A 19,213-nucleotide genomic window follows, 5' to 3' on the forward strand; every position below is an offset into this window, starting at 1 on the left:
GGGCATGGTGATGGCGGTGTCGTTCGAGCGGTATGGGCGGCTGTACTACCTGGACCCCGGCCCGCATCGTCCGCGTGTCGGGGAGAAGGTGCTGGTCCCGACCGATGACGGGCCCGAGGTGGCAGAGTGTGTGTGGGCACCGCAGTACGTCACCGAGGAGATCGGCGGGCTGCCGCTGTGTGAGGGCATCGCCACCGCCGCGGACCTGGATCGGGACGAGCAGAACCGGCAGCGGCGTGCCGACGCGCGGGTGATCGCGAAGCGGACGATCCGGCAGCACGGGTTGCCGATGAAGGTGGTCGGGATCGATTTCGTCGATCGCCGGGCGGATGTCGACCAGCTGGTGATCGTGTACTTCTCTGCGCCGCACCGGGTGGATTTCCGCGAGCTGGTGCGGGATCTGGCCCGTGGGCTGCGAGCCCGGATCGAGCTGCGGCAGGTCGGCGCGCGGGACGAGGCCCGGCTGCAGGGCGGGATCGGGCCGTGTGGGCGGGATCTGTGCTGCGCGACGTTCCTGAAGGACTTCGAGCCGGTCAGCGTACGGATGGCGAAGGACCAGGATCTGCCCTTGAACCCGCTGAAGATCTCCGGCGCGTGTGGGCGGCTGATGTGCTGCCTCAAGTACGAGCATCCGCTCTACCAGGAGTTCAACGCGAAGGCGCCGGCGACCGGGACCCAGGTGGAGACCCCCGCGGGTGATGGAGTGGTGGTCGGGCACAACGTACCGAGCGACACCGTGGTGGTCCGGTTGGCCGCGTCCGGCCGGCGCTGTGCGTGCAGCCGCGCGGACGTGTGCTCGCCGCGGCAGCAGTACGAGGCGTCCGACACGACGACCCCGGACGCACCACCGCTCGAGGTCGACGCCGTACCAGCAGAACCCGAGGTCCCAGCGGCTGAGGTTCCCGAGGCTGAGGCCGAGACGGAAGCAGGGGCGGAGACCACGGAGGAGCGGCGCAAACGGAAGCCGCGCCGGCGTCGCCGTCTGCATCACGACGAAGGAGACACCCCGCAGTGAGATTCCGCAGGACAACCGTTCTGGTCGCCGCTCTGGCGGTCCTGGCGAGTGGATGTGGGGTGGCGAGCCGCGCGCAGGACGCGGACGGGGGTACGGCGACCTCCGGGCCGGGTGGCAATCCGTCCAAGGGTCCGGTGGGACCCATTCCGGCCGGGCTGGAGAAGTTCTACCAGCAGCAGCCGGACTGGGAACGCTGCGGCAGCAACCAGCAGTGCGCGACGATCACCGTGCCGCTGGACTACTCCAAGCCGACCGGCCAGACGATCGAACTGCGGGCGCGGAAGGTGCTCGCCCGGGACCGGTCCGGGAAGATCGGCACGCTGTTCATCAACCCGGGCGGCCCAGGCGCCTCCGGGCAGGAGTACGCCGCCTCGGCCGGGTTCGCGTTCGGGGCGTCGCTGCTGCGCAAGTACGACGTGATCGGCTGGGACCCGCGCGGTGTCGGCGAATCCACGCCCGTGCGCTGCCTGGACACGGCCCAGCTGGACAAGTTCATCTCCACCGACGGCAGCCCGGACAACGAGGCCGAGGTCGCGGACCTGAACAACGAAGCGAAGATCATGGCGAACGGCTGTGAACAACGCTCCGGTGAGCTGCTCCCACATGTCTCGACCAAGGACGCGGCCCGGGACATCGACGTACTGCGGGGGATCGTCGGCGACGCTCAGCTGAACTACTTCGGCGCCTCGTACGGCACCTACCTGGGTGCGACGTACGCCGAACTCTTCCCGAAGAACGTCGGCCGGCTCGTGCTCGACGGTGCGGTCGACCCGTCGCTGACCACGAAGCAGATGGGGATGGCGCAGGCGAAGGGCTTCGACACCGCGCTCGACGCGTTCGCCGAGGACTGCGCGCAGCGGTCCTGCCGGCTGGGGAGCACCAAGGACGAGGTGCTCGGGAAGATCGACCAGCTGCTCAGGGACAGCGACGCGAAGCCGCTGCCCGGCGACGGCAAGCGCGAGGTCACCCAGGCGATCGTGCTCCTGGGGGTCATCTTCCCGCTGTACCTGAAGCAGTTCTGGCCGCAGCTCGAGGACGCGGTGCTCGACGGGCTGGCCGGCAACGGCTCCCGGTTGCAGGCCCTCGCGGACCAGTACACCGAGCGGAAGCCGTCCGGGTACGCCGACAACGCCAACGAAGCGATCATCGCGGTGAACTGCCTGGACAAGCCCGACTACACCTCGGTCGCGCAGATCAAGGCGGAGGTGCCGACGTACGAGGCCGCGTCACCGCGGTTCGGGCAGTACATGCTCTGGTCGTCGATCGGCTGCGTGAACTGGCCGGTGAAGGCCGCGGGCACGCCGCACGCGATCAAGGCGCCGGGGACGAAGCCGATCCTGGTCGTCGGCACCACCCGCGACCCGGCCACGCCGTACGCGTGGGCCGTCGGACTCGCGCACCAGTTGGAAAACGGTGTCCTGGTCACCCGCGACGGCGACGGCCACACCGGCTACAAAGCGGGCAACGCCTGCGTCGACGGCACCGTCGAGAACTTCCTGCTCACCGGTTCGGCCCCAACCGCCGACATCAAGTGCTAGTTGGGTCGCGTATCGCCGGCTGACGGCGGGAGCTGCAGGCTGTCGGTGGCGTGTTGGAGGATCGCGCGGAGGGCGGCCTCGTCCTGGGGGCGGCCGCCGACGGTGATCTCGACCGCGGACGTCTCACCGCTGTCCGCGGAGACCCAGCGGGACAGGCCCATTCGCGGTCCACGCGCCTTGTCGGTGTACGTGTAGACGAGGGTGCCGTTGTCGCGGCTGATCAGCTTGAGATCGCGCTCGTCGATGCTGCGGAACCGCTCGTCGACGAGCTGATCCGGGCTCTTCTTGCTCCCTCGCGTGTCGAACCGGATCTGCCAGACGCCGGTCGGGTCCGAGAACCGCGGTCGCGTGCCGTCCTGCGAGCTCTTCCACCCGGTCGGGACCTCAGCTGCGACCGGATCCTTCGCGGTACCGAAGGTCTGCAGGGTGTACTGCAAGGAGTCAGGTTGGAGCCCGTCGCCTCGCACCGACGTACTCGGCGTCGGTTGACTGTTCACCGCGGCGGGCGTGTCGTCACCAGCCAGCGGATTGCCGTTGAAGGCGAGGACCCCGCCGAACACGGCTACGCCGACGGTCATTCCCGCCAGCGTCATCAGCAGCGCCTGGTGCCTGGGCGTGAGCATCCCGACCTCGCTTCCTGTCTCCGGGCCGATTATCCCCGACGAAAGGGGCGTCTCCGCAAACCGCCGCGTACGCTGGCACGTCGTGGACATGCACGACCCGGGTTTTCACCAGGCCTTACAGCGCTATGACGACGGTACGGCGGAACGCGCCGACCTCAAGCTGCTCACCAAGGAATTGCTGAAACGCCTGGTCGCGAAGGCTCCCGGACACGCGGTCGAGGTGCGCGTTCCGCCGTACGGCGCGGTGCAGTGCATCGAAGGTCCGCGACACACCCGTGGTACGCCGGGCGCGGTGGTGGAGATGCCGCCCGACCTCTGGATCGACCTGGCTCTCGGCCGGATCGCGTGGGCCGACGCCCGTTTCAGCGGGAAGTTGCGCGCGAGTGGCGAACGCACCGACCTGAGTTCCTACCTGCCGCTGGCATGAAGGGACCGCGGCACCCCCGCCCGGGATACCGCGGCCCAGAGTTCAAACGATCAACGACCGGCTGTGTTACTCGCCCAGACCGTGCAACGTAGAGCGGGCAGGCTGCGGACAGCACTGAGCCGCGGCACCCCCAGGATGCCGCGGCTCATTGGTGCTGCCGGTCGGGTCAGCGACCGGCGGTGTTGGTGGCCCACACGGTGGTGCGGCCATGGACGATGACGGCGTTGCCGGTGTTCAGCATCTGCAGGACCGAACCGGTCCGGATGGCGGTCTTGCTGGACCACAGCGGCTTGTTCGCGGCCGTGTAGACGATCAGATTGCCGTCGCTCTGCATGACCACCCAGGCGCCCGGGTTCTTGCCGGTGCCCGTGCCCCAGAGCGCGGTCTTGCCGTTCTTCACCAGCACCAGGTTGCCGTCGGTCTGCATCATCAGCCGGTAGATCCGGTTGGTGGAGAACAGTGCCTGGCCGGCCTTCAAGGCCCGGTTCGGACCGAGCGTGCCGAGGACCATCGCGCGGGTCCAGACCGCCTTGTTGCGGACGTTGTAGAGGACCAGGTTGGAGTCGTCCTGGACGGCGAGCTTGGCGCCGGTGCTGCCGGCGGTGTTGCTCGCCCAGACCACGGTCCGGCCGGAGATGACGACCAGGTTGCCGTCGCGCTGCATCACCAGCGACGACGACTTGCGGTTGGTCATCGTGCCCCAGATCGCGGTCCGGCCCTTGATCAGTACGGCGTTGCCGTCGGTCTGCATCCGCAGCGTGTAGAGGTTGTTCGCGGACCGCCGGAACTGTCCGGGCTTGAGGCTCTGGCCGGACAGCAGCAGGTTGTTGAGCGCGGTCGGCGCCGTCGCCGCGGTTGTCGTCGTACCGGATGCTTGTGCGGCCGAAGGAACGAGCAAGGTGGCACCGGCGGCAACCCCCGCGACGAGGGTGGCGAGCGCCTTGGTGCGCACGGACTTGATCGAGATCATGCGGTTGGTTTCTCCGTCTTCTCACCAGATCGGGGCCGGACCGATTCCGGACCCGCGAGGATTGGCGCCGCAAGCAACCACTCGATCTCACGGTAAGGACAAAAAGGTTCTTCCCGAGGGGACCGGGATGTCACTATGTGCCAGTGGCAGCAAGTTTCCGCGCGGGGCTGGCCCGGCTTCGTGTCGATCTGACTCCGTGGCGTGCCTCCCGCGATTTCCGCATCCTGCTGATCTCGGGCTCGATCTTCTTCCTCGGCGGCATGGTCGGGTACGTCGCGCTGCCGTACCAGCTGTACCAACTGACCGGATCGAACTTCGCCGTCGGTGCGATGGGTCTGGTGACGATCGCGCCACTCGTCGTGTTCGGCCTGTACGGCGGCGCCCTCGCGGACCACGTGGATCGCCGCAAGATGCTGATCGGCACCGGAATCGCGCAGGTGGTGATCTCGGCGGCGATGCTCGGCAACACGTTGCTCGACAACCCCCAGGTCTGGCTGATCTACGTCTGCGGCGGCCTGAACGCGGTCGCGACGTCCTTGCAGCGGCCGTCGCGGGAGGCTCTGCTCCCGCGGGTGGTGAAGCACGCGGAGCTGCCCGCCGCGGTCGCGCTCAGCTCGCTGATGGGGCAGATCGGTCAACTCGCCGGCCCCGCGCTGGGCGGGGTCCTGGTCGGATCGGTCGGGGTGACCTGGGCGTTCGCGGTCGAGCTCACCGGGATCATCGGGGCGACGCTGATGTACGTCGGACTTCGCCCGTACAAGTCCAGCGAGCACAGCACGCCACCGAGCCTGCGCGCGATCGGCGGCGGGATCGTCTACGCGTTCCGCCGGAAGGACCTGCTCGCGACGTACCTGGTCGACATGGTCGGCATGTTCCTGGCGATGCCGATCGTGCTGTTCCCGGCGTTCGCCACCGAGATCCTGAAGGAACCGAAACTGCTCGGTCTCCTCTACAGCGCGGAAGCGATCGGGGCGATGTGCGCGAGCCTCACCAGCGGGTGGGCCAAACACGTGCATCACCAGGGGCGGGCCGTCGTCATCGCGACCATGTGTTGGGGTGCTGCGGTCGGAATTGCCGGACTGGCGCCGAATATCTGGTTCGCGATCGGGTTCTTCGCCCTCGCCGGGGGTGCGGACATGGTGTCGGTGCTGTTCCGGTCGGTGATCTGGAACCAGACGATCCCGGACGAGATGCGTGGCCGGCTGGCGGGGATCGAGATGCTCGGGTACTCCCTCGGCCCGCTGGGCGGACAGGCGCGCTCGGGTCTCGTCGCGGACCTCACCGGGGTCCGGACGGCGATCGTCAGCGGCGGCGCCCTGTGTGTCATCGGGGTGATGGGGACGGCCGTGTGGTTGCGTGAGTTCTGGCGGTACGACGCCCGTACCGACGAACACGCGGTACGGGAAAGGGAACTCCGTACCGCAAGTTAGAGTCGGGTCATCATGCGTATCCGAGCGGTAATGGTCGTCGCCGGTCTGTTGGCCGTCGCCGGGTGCAGCGGCCCTGGACAGGAGAACGCTCCCAACGTTCCGCCGCTGGTCTCGGTGAGCACTCCTTCGGAGACGCCGTCCCCCACTCCCTCGGAGACGCCCAGCAGTCCCGCCACGTCGAAGGTCGCGGACACGTTATGTGTGCGGATGGATCAAACGTTGGTTCAGTCGACGCTGGCCGTGCCGGTCGTGCAGATCCAGCCGAAGCCGATTCCGGCCGAGTTCGGGCTGCCGACGTACGACGTCTGTCAGTTGGCGCTCAGCGCGAGTCCGAACGGGGCGGTCCTGCGGGTCGGGATTTCGGTGCTTCCGGCAACTAAGGCGACGTTGGCGGCAACGCAGAAGGCGTACGCGGCGACGAAGGGTCTGCCGGCCAAGCCTGCCCTGGTGGGTGAGGGCGGGTACGGCACGCCCACGTTTGTGGTGTTCCTGCTGGGTGGGCGGTTGTACAAGGTGAGTGGACCGCCGGCGACGCTGGCGAAGTACGTCGTACTCGGGCAGGAAGTCGTCCGGCAGGCGCCCGGGTTGCCTGAGGCGGCGCCGCAGATCACGCGGTCCGAATGTGACCGTGGTTCGTCCGCGGCGGAGAGGGCGATGGGCGCGCCGGCGATGATCCGCCGGGACGGGCAGACCCTGCTCGGCGACCTGGTCTGCGGGTGGGTGAACCCGGCCAGCGTGCTGTCGACCTCGGTACGCCGTACTCCGAACGCGAAGGCGTTGATGACGTCGATCCGGAAGGCGTCGACCTCACAGCCGATCCCGCTGGGCGACGAGGGATACGTCGATACCGCCACCGGGCGGACCACGATCCGGGTCGGCGACGACAAGCTGGTCGACTTGGTTCCGCTGCCGGCGCGGGCAATCAACCCGGACCTGATGACCCAGTTCGCCCTGGCAATGTCCTCGCTGTACACCCGCTGACGTACCTAAGGACAGGTAGTAGTCGGCTGATTCGGGGTCTGGGCCGGTCGGTCAGGCGTGGGGTGGAGCGGCGGAGGGGACTACTACCTGTTCTTAGGTACGCAGTCGGCGATGGTGGCGATGGCTTCGGTGATTTCGGTGGGGGTGCGGGCGGCGTAGCCGAGGACGAGGCCGGGGGCGTGCGGGAGCTGGCAGTGCCAGGAGAGGGGGTGGGCCTTGATGCCCTGCTGGAGGGCGGTTGCGGCCAGTTCGATGTCGTTGGTGGTGTCGTCGAAGGTGATGGTGAGGTGGAGGCCGGCCGCCGCGCCGTGAACGGTTGCTTTAGGCAAGTAGTTGGTGATGGCGGCGACCATGGCGTCGCGACGGGTCCGGTGGCGGCGGCGGAGGAAGCGGAGCTGGCGTTCCAGTTCACCGGATTCCATCAGGTGGGCGAGGGTCAGCTGGGGCAGGGCGGCGTTGCCGAGGTCGGCCAGGCGCTTGAGGCGGATGAGCGCGTTCTTGTACTGCGGGGGTGGGAGCATCCAGCCGATCCGGAGCGAGGGAGCCAGCAGCTTGGAGACGCTGCCGGCGTAGATGACCTGGTCGGCCAGCATGGCGCGCAGGGCGGGGACCGGCGGGCGGTCGTAGCGGTGTTCGGCGTCGTAGTCGTCCTCGAGGATCAGGCCGCCGTCGGCTGCCCATTGGATCAGCTCGCGGCGTCGTTCCCCTTCTAGTACGACGCCGGTGGGGAAGTGGTGGGCCGGAGTTGCCATGACCACTTGGGCTTTGGATTCGCGGAGGAGGTCGACGCGGAGGCCGTTCGCGTCGACCGGGATGGGACGGGTGCTGAGGCCCCAGTTCTGTAGGTGCTGGCGGGAGCCGAGTGAGCCCGGGTCCTCGACCGCGATCTCGCCGATGCCGCGTTGGGTGAGGGCTTGGGCGACCAGGCCGATCGCTTGAGAGACGCCGGCGACGATGATCAGGTCGTCCGGGTTGGCGGTGATGCCGCGGTTGCGCGCCAGCCAGTTGGCGACGGCGCGTCGGAGGGTGGGCGTCCCGGCCGGGTCGCCGTAGCCGAACTCCGCGGACCCCAGTTCCTTCAACACTCCCCGCTCAGCTCGTAGCCAGGCCGCCCGCGGGAAGGCCGCCAGATCCGGCACCCCCGGCGTGAGGTCAATCCGAGCTGGGATCGCCCGCAGACTGTCGAACACATCCAACCCAGGTGCCTCGGCAACCCTGGCAATCCGTGGGACCTGGGCCGTGGTGCGCGTGGACTGGTCGGGGGATCTGGTGGGCGTGGCGACGACGATGGTGCCCGCGCGGCCCTGACCGGCTAGTTGGCCGTCTTCGGTTAGGCGTTGGTAGGACTCGGTGACTACGCCTCGAGAGATGTGGAGTTCGGCGGCCAGGACCCGGGTGGCGGGGAGGCGGCTGCCGATGGGGAGGCGACCGTCGGAGATCGCGGCGCGGAGGCGTTCGGTGAGCCAGTCCGCCAGTCCGCCCGCCGGAGCCTCGGCCGGGTTCAGCTGGAGGAAGTCGGCACCTACCGGTCCATTGGACCTACCAGTTTGGTCTTGATTGGACCTGTCCACAGGACCATTGTGACGGCACCGTGGAGGTATGGGAACCGACTACGTACACGGCTACACCCCGGCGGAGACGCGCCGGCTGACCGACCAGGCGCAGACGCTGGCCGATCTCCTTCATGGCGGCACCAACTACGCACCCGGCAGCCGCGTCCTCGAAGCAGGCTGCGGAGTCGGTGCCCAGACGGTCCAGCTGATCACCCGGAGCCCCGGGATCGACCTCGTCTCCGTCGACATCTCCGAAGAATCATTGACCCAAGCCAAAGCCCGAGTAGCGGCCATCGCTCCAGACGTCACCGTGGAGTGGCGGCTGGCCGATCTGCACGCGCTCCCGGACGAGCTGTTCGATCACGTCTTCCTCTGCTTCGTGCTCGAGCACGTGCCCGACCCGCACGAGACGCTCACCCGCCTCCGTCAGCACCTCAAGCCCGGCGGGACGATCACCGTGATCGAGGGCGACCACGAGTCGGCGTTCTTCCACCCGCGCAGCGAACACGCGCAGGCCGTCATCAACTGCCTGATCGACCTTCAAGCCGAAGCCGGTGGCGACTCCCTGATCGGCCGGCGACTCCAGCCGCTCCTCGCCGACGCCGGGTACGACGACGTCCACACCCACCCCTGCACCGTGTATGCCGATGAGACCCTCCCGCACCTGGTCGACGGCTTCACCCGGAAGACGTTCATCGCGATGGTCGAGTCCGTCCGCGACCGCGCCATCGCCGCCGGCCTGCGCACCCCGACCGAATGGGCCGCCGGGATCCGCGATCTGGAGAAGGCTGCCGAGTCCGGCGGCACCTTCCACTACACGTTCTTCAAGGCGGTGGGACGAAGATGATCACCCTGCTGGCGTTCGTCGTACTGATCTGCCGGGGACTCAATCGCAACCAGCGCCGGCAGGTGCGGACGACGTCGTACAACGGTGTGCCCGACCGGGATCTGGAACGGCTCGTCGCCGATCTGCGGGCACTCAGCTGACCAGTTCATGAACGCCTGGTAAACAAGGGGACATGCCCCCCACAGCGCAGCTGGAGATCGAGACCAAGTACGACGTCGACGAGAGCACGATCCTTCCGGCGCTGCACGAGCTGCCCGGGGTTGCGAGTGTGGCGCAGCCGGTCGAGCTCGACCTGGAAGCGGTGTACTACGACACCGCCGGTCTGGACCTGGCTGCGAACAAGGTGACCTTGCGCCGGCGGACGGGCGGCGAGGACGACGGCTGGCACGTGAAGTTCCCGGTCTCGTCGGGCGAGCGACTCGAGGTCCACCATCCGCTCGGCCGATCGACGCGCACCGTCCCGATCGCGGTGATCCGAACGGTCCGGGTGCACGTCCGGGACCACGCGGTCGCACCGGTCGTCGCGCTGAACACCCGCCGCGTCGTCCACAAGCTGCTCGACGCGAACGGCGACGTCCTCGCCGAGGTCGCCGATGACCATGTGACCGCGACGGTCGAGGGTGCGGAGCCGGAGAGCTGGCGGGAGTGGGAGGTCGAGCTCGTCGGGGGCGACGACGTACTGCTCGAGGACGCCGGCGACCTGCTGACCTCCGCGGGCGCCCGCCCGGCCGCCGGCCCGAGCAAGCTGGCCCGCGCGCTCGGCGATCGGGTCCCGACCGGAGCCAAGTGGGAGCTGCCGTCGAAACCGCGGACCTCCGAACTGTTCCGTGCGTACGCCGGAGCCCAGGTGCGCGCCATCCACGAACGCGATCCCGAGGTACGGCGTGATCTCCCCGACTCGATCCACAAGTTCCGGGTCGCGACCCGGCGACTGCGGTCCGCGCTGGCGACGTACCGGCCGGTCGTGGATCGCGAGGTCGGCGACCAAATCCGGGACGAGCTGAAGTGGCTGGCCGGAGAGCTCGGCGCCGCACGCGATGCCGAGGTCCAGCGGGAACACTTCGCCGACCAGGTTGCGGACCAGCCGACCGAGCTGGTGATGGGCCGCGTCGCGGGCCGGATCGACGACCACCTGCGCGGTGTGTACAAGCAGGGCCGATTGGATGCGCTGGCCGCGCTCGAGAGCGATCGCTACTTCCGTCTGCTGGACGCGCTCGACGAGCTGATCGTGAAGCCGCCGGTGCTCGGCGACGACGGCAAGGCGAAGAAGCAGGTGCACGATCTGATCGAGCACGACTGGAAGCGGGTCCGGAAGGCCGTCAAGCGGGCCAAGCACGCGGAGACGTCCGCCGAACAGGACCACGAGCTGCACGAGGTCCGCAAGGCTTCCAAGCGACTGCGGTACGCCGCGGAGTCCGCCGTACCGGTTCTGGACAGTGAGGCGTCCGACCTGGCCGATCGGGCCGAAGGGGTGCAGGAGGTCCTCGGTGAGCACCAGGACAGCGTCGTTGCCCGTGATCTGCTGCGCCAACTCGCGGTCCAGGTGCATCTGGACGGCGGCAACGCGTTCACCTTCGGTCGCCTGCACGCCGCCGAGGAGTACCGCGGCACGGCCTCCCGGGACGCCTTCTTCGAGCTGTGGCCTGCCCTCAAGCTGGGCTGAACGCGAAACGGACCCGGCTTCAAGAGCCGGGTCCGTCACGGGGGCGGGGGTAGGGCTGCCAGGCAGGTCCGCGTGAAGTAAGCAGGGCCTGCCTGGCAGGTATCTGGTGCTAGTGCTGCACCCTAGTGCTGCACCGCCTTCTCGGCGCCCGCACCGGTCAGGGAGCGGACCTCCATCTCGGCGAACTTGTCGACGTCGACCGGCTCCTTGCTGGTGATGGTGCCGAGCCAGCCGAGGACGAACGCGAGCGGGATCGAGACGATGCCCGGGTTGTCCAGCGGGAACAAGTGGAAGTCGATACCGGTGTCGGTGATCATCGACAGGCTGGCGTGGGTCTTGGCGTCGACCTTGCCGGAGACGACCGGGCTGAACGCGATCAGGATGATCGCCGAGCCCAGACCGCCGTAGATGCTCCAGAGTGCGCCGCGGGTGTTGAAGCGCCGCCAGAACAACGAGTACAGGATCGTCGGCAGGTTCGCACTCGCGGCGACCGCGAAGGCCAGCGCCACCAGGAAGGCGACGTTCTGCCCGTTCGCGAAGATGCCGCCGACGATCGCGACGATGCCGATCACGACCGCGGTGTACCGGGCCACCCGGACCTCGCCGACGCCGCTGATCTGGCCCTTCTTGATGATCGAGCCGTAGATGTCGTGGGCGAACGACGTACTCGCGGTGATCGTCAGGCCGGCCACGACCGCCAGGATGGTGGCGAAGGCGACCGCGGAGATGACGCCGAGCAGGACCTCGCCGCCGAGTTCGAAGGCGAGCAGTGGAGCGGCCGAGTTGGCCTTACCGGGTGCGGCCTTGATCCGGTCCGGGCCGACGATCGCGGCGGCGCCGTACCCGAGCACCAGCGTGAACAGGTAGAAGATGCCGATGATCCAGATCGCCCAGCTGACGCTGCGGCGGGCTTCCTTGGAGTCCGGCACGGTGTAGAAGCGCATCAACACGTGCGGCAGACCCGCGGTGCCGAGTACGAGCGCGAGGGCCAGCGAGATGAAGTCCAGCTTGGTGACGCCGGTGACGCCGTACTGCAGGCCCGGGCTCAGCAGCTTCTCGCCGGCTGCCGGGCTCTTGTCGACCGCCGCGCCCATCAGGCCGGACAGGTTGAACGAGTACTTCGCGAGCACCCAGACCGTCATCAGACCGGCGCCGACGACGAGCAGCGCGGCCTTGACGATCTGCACCCAGGTGGTGCCCTTCATGCCACCGACCAGGACGTAGGTGATCATCAGGATGCCGACGACGGCGATGACGAGGCCCTGACCGGTCCGGCCGTTGACGCCGAGCAGCAGTGCGACCAGGCCGCCCGCGCCGGCCATCTGCGCCAGCAGGTAGAAGAAGCAGACGACGAGCGTGGAGATCGCGGCCGCCATCCGGACCGGACGCTGCTTGAGCCGGAACGAGAGTACGTCGGCCATCGTGAACCGGCCGGTGTTCCGGAGCAGTTCCGCGACCAGCAACAGGGCGACCAGCCAGGCCACCAGGAAGCCGATCGAGTACAGGAAGCCGTCGTACCCGTTCAGGGCGATCGCGCCGGCGATGCCGAGGAACGACGCGGCGGACAGGTAGTCGCCGGAGATCGCGATGCCGTTCTGCGGGCCGGTGAACGACCGGCCGCCGGCGTAGAAGTCGGCCGCGGTCTTGTTGTTCCTCGACGCCCGGAAGACGATGCCGAGGGTGACGAGGACGAACAGCGCGAAGATGATGATGTTGACGGTCGGGTTGCCGATATCGGTTGCCAGCGGCAACATCAGTGGGGCGGTCACTGGTCGGCTCCCTCGATCTGGTCGCGCAGCTTCTTGGCGTCGGGGTCGAGCCGGCGGTCGGCCCAGCGGACGTAGATCAGCGTGATGGCGAACGTCGACACGAACTGGCCGAGCCCGAACAACAGGGCGACGGTGATGTTGCCGCCGACCTTGTGTGACATGAAGCCGTGCGCATAGTCGGCCAGTAGGACGTAGACGAAGTACCAGACCAGGAACAGTCCGGTCATCGGGAAGACGAAGTTCCGGAACCGGCGACGTAACTCGGAGAAGTCCGGTGACAACTGGACATCGCGGTACGTCGTCAGATCAGGCTCGCGCGTATCGCTCATCGCGTGACCTCCAAACAAGGATTTCAAGCCGGGCGGTAGAGGCCGGGCAGGGGCTGCTGCTGGTCCGTACTGTGGCCCCGGTCACGCTCCGCTAACAGCACCCACACGCATCGAGCGCTCAGCGGACCACACCAGTCGTCCGGTGGATCACTCCGCTGCGACGAGCGGTAGGAACGGCACGACGAGCGGCGGACCGCCACCACTCACCAACCTCCCGTGCAGGTCGGGCGCTAGGCGTGGCGACGCGGTGGCGAGGTGCCGGCTGGGCGGTTGGTGAGTGCTGCGGGTCCGGGTCCGCGATCCACGTCGACGGCTTCCGGGGTGTGCAGGCGGACCATGCTGCGGGCGGTGCCGGCCGGGATGCGGTCGGGGGTGAGCTTGGAGACGACGATCACGGTAAGGAACGCGAGCGGCATCGTCCACGCGGCCGGCTGGCCGACCAGCGCCCGTGGCCAGCCGCCCGACGGCGCGCCGATCACGTTCACCAGCGCCGCCGCACTCGCCGCGATCCCCCCGACCACCAGCCCGGCCGCGGCCCCGGTCGTCGACATCCGTCGCCACCAGATCCCCAGCACCAGCAGGGGACAGAACGTCGACGACGCCACCGCGAACGCCAGTCCCACGGTGTCCGCGAGGCTCAGCGCACCGGTCGCGGTGAATGCCAGGTAAGGCACGGTCATCGCGAGCAGAGCCGCGATCCGGAAGCTGTTCACGGCCACGTAGTCCCCACCGGTCCACCGATGCAGCCGGCTCCGCAACAGGTCCTGATCGATCACACCGGCGATCGCGACCGTCAGTCCCGACGACGTCGACAGGAACGCCGCGAACGCCCCGGCCGCGACCAGCGCACCCAGCACATCCCCTGCTGTACCAGGGAGAACGCGGCTCGGCAGCTCGAGTACGACGGTGTCCGCGCCACTGCTCACCAGGTCGGGCGCGAACGTCCGGCCCAGGACGGCGTACATGGGTGGGAAGAGGTAGAAGAGGCCGAGCAGCGCCAGTACGACGACCGTCGTACGCCGGGCCGCGCGGCCGTCCGGGTTCGTGTAGAAGCGGACGAGTACGTGCGGAAGGCCCATCGTCCCGAAACAAAGGGCTAAGAGCAACGAATAGGTCGCGTACAGCGGATGGTCGCGACCGCCGGCCCTGGACAGCGGCTCGGCCCATGTGGCCGCTGCGCCGTGCAGGGAATCGAGGACGTCGGCCGGGTGGTTCCAGACGACCAGGATCACGAAGATCGGCGTGGCCAGTGCGGTCAGCTTCAGCCAGTACTGGAAGGCCTGCACGAAGGTGATCGAACGCATGCCACCCGCAGCGACGTTGATCACCACGATCACCGCGACGACCGCGGCGCCGAAGTGCGGTGGTGCGCCGGTGACCGTTTGCACCGCCAGTCCGGCGCCGTGCAGTTGGGGAAGCAGGTAGAGCGTGCCGATGCCGACGACCAGGCCGGAGCAGATCCGGCGGACCGTCGCGGACTCGAACCGGGTCTCGGCGAAGTCGGGCAGCGTGTACGCACCGGACCGGCGCAGCGGGGCGGCGACCAGTACGAGCAGCATCAGATAGCCGACGGTGTAGCCGACCGAGAACCAGAGCATGTCCGCGCCGTTCACCAGCACCAGACCGGCGACGCCGAGGAACGATGCCGCCGACAAGTATTCGCCGCTGATCGCAGACGCGTTCCAGCGTGGGGTGATCGCCCGGCTGGCGACGTAGAAGTCACTCGTGGTCCGCGAGATCCGCAGCCCGAACAACCCGATCCCGATCGTTGCCACGATCACCAACCCGATGCCCGTCAGACTCATTGCCGCGGACATCTACTGCCTGCCGACGAACTCGGTGAACTCGGTTTCGATCCGCTCGGCGTTGCGGACATAGATGCGCGCGGCAACGTAAACCACGGGATAGACGACGATGCCGAGGATGACCCAGGGCAGCGGCAGGCCGAGGATGGCGAACGTGCGGGTCGGTGGGACCAGCCAGAACAGCAGCGGGATGCTGCCGAGGACCAGGAGTACGCCGCCGATGACGGCCAGCGTGAGTCGCAGCTGGGACTGGATCAGCGAGTGCATGTAGACCTCACCGAGCCGGGTCTGCTCGTCGATCTCGCGCGTACCGGTGGGGATGATCGGGCGCCGGGCCGCGCTGGTCCGGGGGCTCGTGACCCGGACCCTCCGCGAACTTTCCGGCGTACTCACGTCATCCGCGCAGGGACGTGGATCGGACCAGGAGATCGCGAAGCTCGCGGGTATGGCGCCGGCTGACCGGTAGCCAGTCGCCCCCGACCCGGACCGCGCACCGGCCGCCGTCGACGCGCATCTCGTCCACGTGGGCGAGCGCGACCAGCGTGCTGCGATGGATCCTGGTGAAGCCGGCATCGCGCCAGCGTTCCTCGAGGGTGCTGAGCGGGATCCGGACCAGGTGTGAGTTCTGGCCGGTGTGGAGGCGGGCGTAGTCGCCTTGGGCCTCGACGTACCGGACCGTGGAACGCTTGACCCGTCGGGTGATGCCAGCGAGCTCGACCGGGATCAGTTCATCGGTGTCCTCGGGTGGCGGCGCTGGGACCGGCGCTCCGGTCATGATTACCCGGCGAATCGCAGCAGCCAGCCGCTCGGCGCGGACCGGCTTCATCACGTAGTCGACCGCCTCGACGTTGAACGCCTCCACCGCGTGCTCGTCATACGCCGTGACGAAGACGATCTGCGGCCGGGGTTGGCGGAACTTGGAGAGCACCCTGGCCAGGTCGATGCCGTCCAGCCCGGGCATCTTGATATCGCAGAACACCACGTCGATGTCCGAACCCTGCAGGATTTTGAGTGCTTCCGGTCCGTTCGACGCGGTCCGGATCGGGCCGATCCGAGGGTCCTCGGTCAGCAGGTAGACGAGTTCGGCCAGGGCGGGCTCCTCGTCGTCCGCGACCAGCGCGCGCAGCGGAGTGTCGGCCATGGGGCGAACACTACGGCGAGGCATGCACTCCTGAGGAGTATTTGGGCACCCGGAAAGTCACCTTCGTGCCCGCGTCCACCGCGGTTTCCACGACCAGCCCGTACGCGTCGCCGTACACCTGCCGCAGCCGCGCGTCCACGTTGCCGAGGCCGACCGAGTCGCTGCCGGACTCGCCGGACAGGGCCGCCCGGATCACCTCGGGGTCGCTCCCGGACCCGTCGTCCTCGACGCTGATCTCCGCCTCGCTGATCTGGTCCCGGGCCCGGATCGTGATCCGCCCGACCCCGGTGGTGCCTTCGAGCCCATGCCGTACGGCGTTCTCCACCAGCGGCTGGACGACGAGGAACGGGATGACCACCGGCAGCACCTCGGGGGCGATCAGCAGCGACACCTTGAGCCGGTCGCCGAACCGGGCCTGCTCCAGGACCAGATAGCGCTCCACGTTGCGCAGTTCGTCCGACAGCGTGGTGAATTCGCCACCGCGCCGCAGCGCGTAGCGGGAGAAGTCGGCGAACTCCAGCAGCAGTTCCCGCGCTCGCTCCGGATCCGTGCGCACGAACGACGCGATCGCGGCCAGGGCGTTGTAGATGAAGTGCGGGCTGATCTGCGCCCGCAGTGCCCGCAACTCGGCCTCCATGGCCCGGGTGCGCTCCTTGTTGAGCTCGGCCAGCTCTACCTGGCCGGACACCCAGCGGGCGACCTCTTCGGTGGCTCTGACCAGTGCAGCGGAGGTTCTGGGGCTATACGCGACCAGTACGGCGACCACGCGCTCCTCTGTGACGATCGGCGCGACCACAGCAGCCCGGATCGGGCATTGCGGGTCGCCACAGGCCACATCGTGTGCGCCCAGGACCGCCGTACGTCCCGAGCGGAGGGTCATGGCCGCGATGTCCTTGGCGTCCCGGCGGTGGTTGCTCTCGTAGGGTCCGCCGACGCCGTCCCACGCCAGTACGCCGGAGGAGTCGCAGATGGCGATGGCCGCCGTACCGAGGAGGTCCCTGAGGTGGCGGCTCGCTCGGCCGGCCGCTGCGGGGGTCAGGCCCTCACGCAGGTAGGGAGAGGCTAACGAGGCGGTATGCAGGGTCGCATACGTCGCCTTGTCAGCTGGAGTCCCAAAATGCTTCCGCCGCCGCGCGAACACCCCACGACGGTAACCGCTCAGCCTTCGGCGCGCGGTCTGAACGCTTCCAGGGCCTCCGTGTCGGAGTAGTTGGTCAGCAGGTACTCCGCTACCCAGCCCTCCCGGCCGGGGTAGGTGGACTCGGTGACGATCCGCTCGGCGGCCTTGATGCTGTCCAGGGGCGCCCTGCGCAGTTGCACGCCATCGGAGCTCAGGAGAGCCCAGCTCGGGCCGGGAGCGCCGTACGGCATGCCCACACTGCCAGCGTTCACCACGAGCCGCCGGTCGACCTGTCGTGCGAACGGCATGTGCGTGTGACCGCAGACGACCGTCCTGACCTCGTCCGGCAGCCCACTGAATACCTCGGCCCACCGGGCGATCGGACTGTCGACGAGGACCATCTCCTCGTCGTCCCGCGGGGTGGCGTGGCAGAACAGCACGTCCCCAATCGTCACCGTGGTGGGTAGTCCGGCCAGCAACTCCACCTGGTCCGCCCGCAACTCTCCAGCCGCCCAAGGGCTCACCGCATCCGGTGCCTCGCCCGCGAACTTCCCGCGAGCCATCTCCACGAGCTCCCGGTCCGCGTTCCCCCGCACCCACACCACCCGGTCGCCCAACGCCGTCAGCACATCCAGCGTCTCCACCGGCTGCGGCCCACTGGCAATGTCCCCCGCCAGCAGGATCACATCAGCCGTGCGTACGTCGTCCTCCGCCAGCACCGCCTCCAACGCAGGCAGCACCCCATGCACATCAGCCAGCACCGCAACCGTCGTCATCCCCGCAGTCTGCCGCGAAACCCCTGCAAACACAGGGCTATCTGCTCAGAGCAGATCAGTGGGCGAAGTCGACCAGCTCTGCGGTGGTGATGTCGGTTGCCCGTTCACACGTGCCGGTGTCGATGGCACAGCGGACGATCGCGCTCTTCGTGACCGGCGCCTGCCCGCCACCGGAGACCACCGCGATCAGCAAGAGGTGCTGGTTGTCCTCGGCGGCGGTCTTGTAGAAGCACCCGCTCCACTGCCGGAGGACAGCGCCGGTCCGCGCGTTCAGCGCCGTCACGATGTTGCTGCAACCGTCGACGACCGGCGCGGCGATGGCGACCGATCCGTCCGGGGTGAATCCGGTCACGGCGTAGTCGCACGTGCGGTAGAGCTTCTTGCCGGTGGCAATCTCGACGACCGTGCCGCAGTTCGAATCGTTCGCCGGCAGCGACGACGCCAGCCGGCCGTCGCGCGACACGGCCAGTGGGCCGGAGGGCACGTTCTTCAGCAGAACGCCCTTCGGGGCGCCCGGCGTCCACGTGTAGAGCCTGAAGGTCTTCTCCGACCCCCGGACCGAGGCCCGGTAGTAGACCTTGCCGTTCGTGTACGCCATCAACTGGATGCTCCGCACATCCTTCAGCAGCACGGATCGCACGGACCCACCGCGTTCGGAGTACAGCGTGGCGCCGTACGACATCTGTCCGCCGATCAACGGCGGGTTGTCCGCGTACGCCGCAGCCGACCCGTCAGCGGTGGCGGTCACGGTCCAGATGTCGCGCGTACGACGCGACACCACACTGTGGGAATCGAGTCTGAGGAGCTCGCTCTTCCCGTCGTCGGACGTGACGTTTGCCAGCACACCATCGCCGAAGCGGACGACGTCCCCGACGGTTTCGCTGCCGGGGATCTTCTCGTCCGGGCCGGCACCGCCGAGGACGGCGCGATCGAAGCGGTACGTCAGCTGGGGATCGCCACCCATCGGCAGCTTGGCCACCTCGAGAGCGATCGGTCCAGTGGGCGGCGTAGTGGGCGGGGTGGTCGACGGCGTGGCTGTCGGGGTCGGTGTGGGCTGCGGGGTGTTGGAAGGCGGTCGTGCAGTGGGGGTGCTGCTCAGTGGGAGGGCCCTGGCGGTCGTCCTGTCCACCGGGCCTTGCTGGTAGGCGAGTGTCGCGCCACTGGTGACCGCCGCGACGGCCACGGCCGCGACGATCGCGATCAGTTTCCCGTTCTTGCTTCTCACG

Annotated in this window: 19 protein-coding genes; 8 read left to right on the forward strand and 11 right to left on the reverse strand. The window is 68.3% G+C overall.

Going from position 1 to position 19,213, the window contains the following annotated elements:
* The first annotated feature begins 4 nt into the window (after positions 1–4).
* Positions 5–1,015: a regulatory iron-sulfur-containing complex subunit RicT gene (gene ricT / locus AB0L70_RS08535; RefSeq protein WP_363681817.1), complete on the forward strand. Its 1,011-nt coding sequence runs from the start codon at positions 5–7 to the stop codon at positions 1,013–1,015.
* Complete coding sequence (locus tag AB0L70_RS08540) at positions 1,012–2,553, forward strand: alpha/beta hydrolase (RefSeq protein ID WP_363681501.1); 1,542 nt, start codon at positions 1,012–1,014, stop codon at positions 2,551–2,553. The genes ricT and AB0L70_RS08540 overlap by 4 nt, the downstream gene beginning before the upstream one ends.
* Here the strand turns inward: AB0L70_RS08540 and AB0L70_RS08545 are convergent.
* On the reverse strand, positions 2,550–3,176 hold the full coding sequence (locus AB0L70_RS08545) for a hypothetical protein (protein ID WP_363681503.1): 627 nt from the start codon (positions 3,174–3,176) through the stop codon (positions 2,550–2,552). The genes AB0L70_RS08540 and AB0L70_RS08545 overlap by 4 nt on opposite strands.
* Before the next feature lie 88 nt (positions 3,177–3,264).
* Between AB0L70_RS08545 and AB0L70_RS08550 the strand changes: the two genes are divergently transcribed.
* Positions 3,265–3,603, forward strand: coding sequence for a sterol carrier family protein (locus tag AB0L70_RS08550; RefSeq protein WP_363681819.1), 339 nt, complete (start codon positions 3,265–3,267; stop codon positions 3,601–3,603).
* A gap of 166 nt (positions 3,604–3,769) precedes the next feature.
* Here AB0L70_RS08550 and AB0L70_RS08555 read toward each other — a convergent pair whose 3' ends face one another.
* Positions 3,770–4,573, reverse strand: coding sequence for a hypothetical protein (locus AB0L70_RS08555; protein WP_363681505.1), 804 nt, complete (start codon positions 4,571–4,573; stop codon positions 3,770–3,772).
* A gap of 143 nt (positions 4,574–4,716) precedes the next feature.
* Here AB0L70_RS08555 and AB0L70_RS08560 point away from each other — a divergent pair, with 143 nt between their 5' ends.
* Positions 4,717–6,003 carry an MFS transporter gene (locus tag AB0L70_RS08560; RefSeq protein WP_363681507.1) on the forward strand — a complete coding sequence of 429 codons (1,287 nt, stop codon included), beginning with the start codon at positions 4,717–4,719 and terminating at the stop codon, positions 6,001–6,003.
* Between the two features lie 12 nt (positions 6,004–6,015).
* On the forward strand, positions 6,016–6,984 hold the full coding sequence (locus AB0L70_RS08565) for a hypothetical protein (protein WP_363681509.1): 969 nt from the start codon (positions 6,016–6,018) through the stop codon (positions 6,982–6,984).
* 83 nt (positions 6,985–7,067) lie between these two features.
* Here AB0L70_RS08565 and AB0L70_RS08570 read toward each other — a convergent pair whose 3' ends face one another.
* Positions 7,068–8,555 carry a PLP-dependent aminotransferase family protein gene (locus AB0L70_RS08570; RefSeq protein WP_363681511.1) on the reverse strand — a complete coding sequence of 496 codons (1,488 nt, stop codon included), beginning with the start codon at positions 8,553–8,555 and terminating at the stop codon, positions 7,068–7,070.
* A 28-nt stretch (positions 8,556–8,583) separates the two neighbouring features.
* Between AB0L70_RS08570 and AB0L70_RS08575 the strand changes: the two genes are divergently transcribed.
* The 3 genes from AB0L70_RS08575 to AB0L70_RS08585 are packed head-to-tail and all read left to right on the forward strand — an operon-like array spanning position 8,584 to position 11,047.
* Positions 8,584–9,384, forward strand: a complete 801-nt coding sequence (locus AB0L70_RS08575) for a methyltransferase (RefSeq protein ID WP_363681513.1) — start codon at positions 8,584–8,586, stop codon at positions 9,382–9,384.
* Positions 9,381–9,524 (forward strand): hypothetical protein, encoded by a 144-nt coding sequence (locus AB0L70_RS08580; protein WP_363681515.1) that lies wholly within the window; start codon positions 9,381–9,383, stop codon positions 9,522–9,524. The genes AB0L70_RS08575 and AB0L70_RS08580 overlap by 4 nt, the downstream gene beginning before the upstream one ends.
* A gap of 32 nt (positions 9,525–9,556) precedes the next feature.
* Positions 9,557–11,047 (forward strand): CYTH and CHAD domain-containing protein, encoded by a 1,491-nt coding sequence (locus AB0L70_RS08585; RefSeq protein WP_363681517.1) that lies wholly within the window; start codon positions 9,557–9,559, stop codon positions 11,045–11,047.
* 122 nt (positions 11,048–11,169) lie between these two features.
* On the opposite strand, the gene AB0L70_RS08590 is transcribed toward AB0L70_RS08585, so the two are convergent.
* The 8 genes from AB0L70_RS08590 to AB0L70_RS08625 all read right to left on the reverse strand — a co-directional run bounded on the left by AB0L70_RS08590 (position 11,170) and on the right by AB0L70_RS08625 (position 19,212).
* Positions 11,170–12,801 (reverse strand): cation acetate symporter, encoded by a 1,632-nt coding sequence (locus AB0L70_RS08590; RefSeq protein ID WP_363681821.1) that lies wholly within the window; start codon positions 12,799–12,801, stop codon positions 11,170–11,172.
* Between the two features lie 11 nt (positions 12,802–12,812).
* Positions 12,813–13,145: a DUF485 domain-containing protein gene (locus AB0L70_RS08595; protein WP_363681519.1), complete on the reverse strand. Its 333-nt coding sequence runs from the start codon at positions 13,143–13,145 to the stop codon at positions 12,813–12,815.
* A gap of 230 nt (positions 13,146–13,375) precedes the next feature.
* Entirely contained in the window at positions 13,376–14,950 is a 1,575-nt protein-coding gene (locus AB0L70_RS08600; RefSeq protein WP_363681521.1) for a cation acetate symporter, read from the reverse strand.
* Between the two features lie 12 nt (positions 14,951–14,962).
* Positions 14,963–15,343: a hypothetical protein gene (locus AB0L70_RS08605; protein ID WP_363681523.1), complete on the reverse strand. Its 381-nt coding sequence runs from the start codon at positions 15,341–15,343 to the stop codon at positions 14,963–14,965.
* A gap of 1 nt (position 15,344) precedes the next feature.
* On the reverse strand, positions 15,345–16,091 hold the full coding sequence (locus tag AB0L70_RS08610; RefSeq protein WP_363681526.1) for a LytTR family DNA-binding domain-containing protein: 747 nt from the start codon (positions 16,089–16,091) through the stop codon (positions 15,345–15,347).
* Between the two features lie 10 nt (positions 16,092–16,101).
* Positions 16,102–17,232 (reverse strand): histidine kinase, encoded by a 1,131-nt coding sequence (locus AB0L70_RS08615; protein WP_363681528.1) that lies wholly within the window; start codon positions 17,230–17,232, stop codon positions 16,102–16,104.
* 17 nt (positions 17,233–17,249) lie between these two features.
* The gene (locus tag AB0L70_RS08620) at positions 17,250–17,987 is read right to left on the reverse strand and encodes a metallophosphoesterase family protein (protein ID WP_363681530.1); all 738 of its coding nucleotides are present in this window, start codon (positions 17,985–17,987) and stop codon (positions 17,250–17,252) included.
* Positions 17,988–18,042: 55 nt separating this feature from the next.
* Entirely contained in the window at positions 18,043–19,212 is a 1,170-nt protein-coding gene (locus AB0L70_RS08625; RefSeq protein ID WP_363681532.1) for a hypothetical protein, read from the reverse strand.
* Position 19,213 lies beyond the last annotated feature (1 nt).

Origin of the sequence: Kribbella sp. NPDC051952 (genome assembly GCF_040680855.1) — a bacterium.
GTDB lineage: Bacteria > Actinomycetota > Actinomycetes > Propionibacteriales > Kribbellaceae > Kribbella.

What these genes read in the sequence shown, in the direction of transcription:
- AB0L70_RS08600 (WP_363681521.1), bottom strand. Translation starts at nt 14,950, where the DNA reads ATGAGTCTGACGGGCATCGGGTTGGTGATCGTGGCAACGATCGGGATC.
- ricT (WP_363681817.1), top strand. Translation starts at nt 5, where the DNA reads ATGGTGATGGCGGTGTCGTTCGAGCGGTATGGGCGGCTGTACTACCTG.
- AB0L70_RS08550 (WP_363681819.1), top strand. Translation starts at nt 3,265, where the DNA reads ATGCACGACCCGGGTTTTCACCAGGCCTTACAGCGCTATGACGACGGT.
- AB0L70_RS08595 (WP_363681519.1), bottom strand. Translation starts at nt 13,145, where the DNA reads ATGAGCGATACGCGCGAGCCTGATCTGACGACGTACCGCGATGTCCAG.
- AB0L70_RS08575 (WP_363681513.1), top strand. Translation starts at nt 8,584, where the DNA reads ATGGGAACCGACTACGTACACGGCTACACCCCGGCGGAGACGCGCCGG.
- AB0L70_RS08565 (WP_363681509.1), top strand. Translation starts at nt 6,016, where the DNA reads ATGCGTATCCGAGCGGTAATGGTCGTCGCCGGTCTGTTGGCCGTCGCC.
- AB0L70_RS08555 (WP_363681505.1), bottom strand. Translation starts at nt 4,573, where the DNA reads ATGATCTCGATCAAGTCCGTGCGCACCAAGGCGCTCGCCACCCTCGTC.
- AB0L70_RS08610 (WP_363681526.1), bottom strand. Translation starts at nt 16,091, where the DNA reads ATGGCCGACACTCCGCTGCGCGCGCTGGTCGCGGACGACGAGGAGCCC.
- AB0L70_RS08590 (WP_363681821.1), bottom strand. Translation starts at nt 12,801, where the DNA reads ATGTTGCCGCTGGCAACCGATATCGGCAACCCGACCGTCAACATCATC.
- AB0L70_RS08545 (WP_363681503.1), bottom strand. Translation starts at nt 3,176, where the DNA reads ATGCTCACGCCCAGGCACCAGGCGCTGCTGATGACGCTGGCGGGAATG.
- AB0L70_RS08585 (WP_363681517.1), top strand. Translation starts at nt 9,557, where the DNA reads ATGCCCCCCACAGCGCAGCTGGAGATCGAGACCAAGTACGACGTCGAC.
- AB0L70_RS08580 (WP_363681515.1), top strand. Translation starts at nt 9,381, where the DNA reads ATGATCACCCTGCTGGCGTTCGTCGTACTGATCTGCCGGGGACTCAAT.
- AB0L70_RS08620 (WP_363681530.1), bottom strand. Translation starts at nt 17,987, where the DNA reads ATGACGACGGTTGCGGTGCTGGCTGATGTGCATGGGGTGCTGCCTGCG.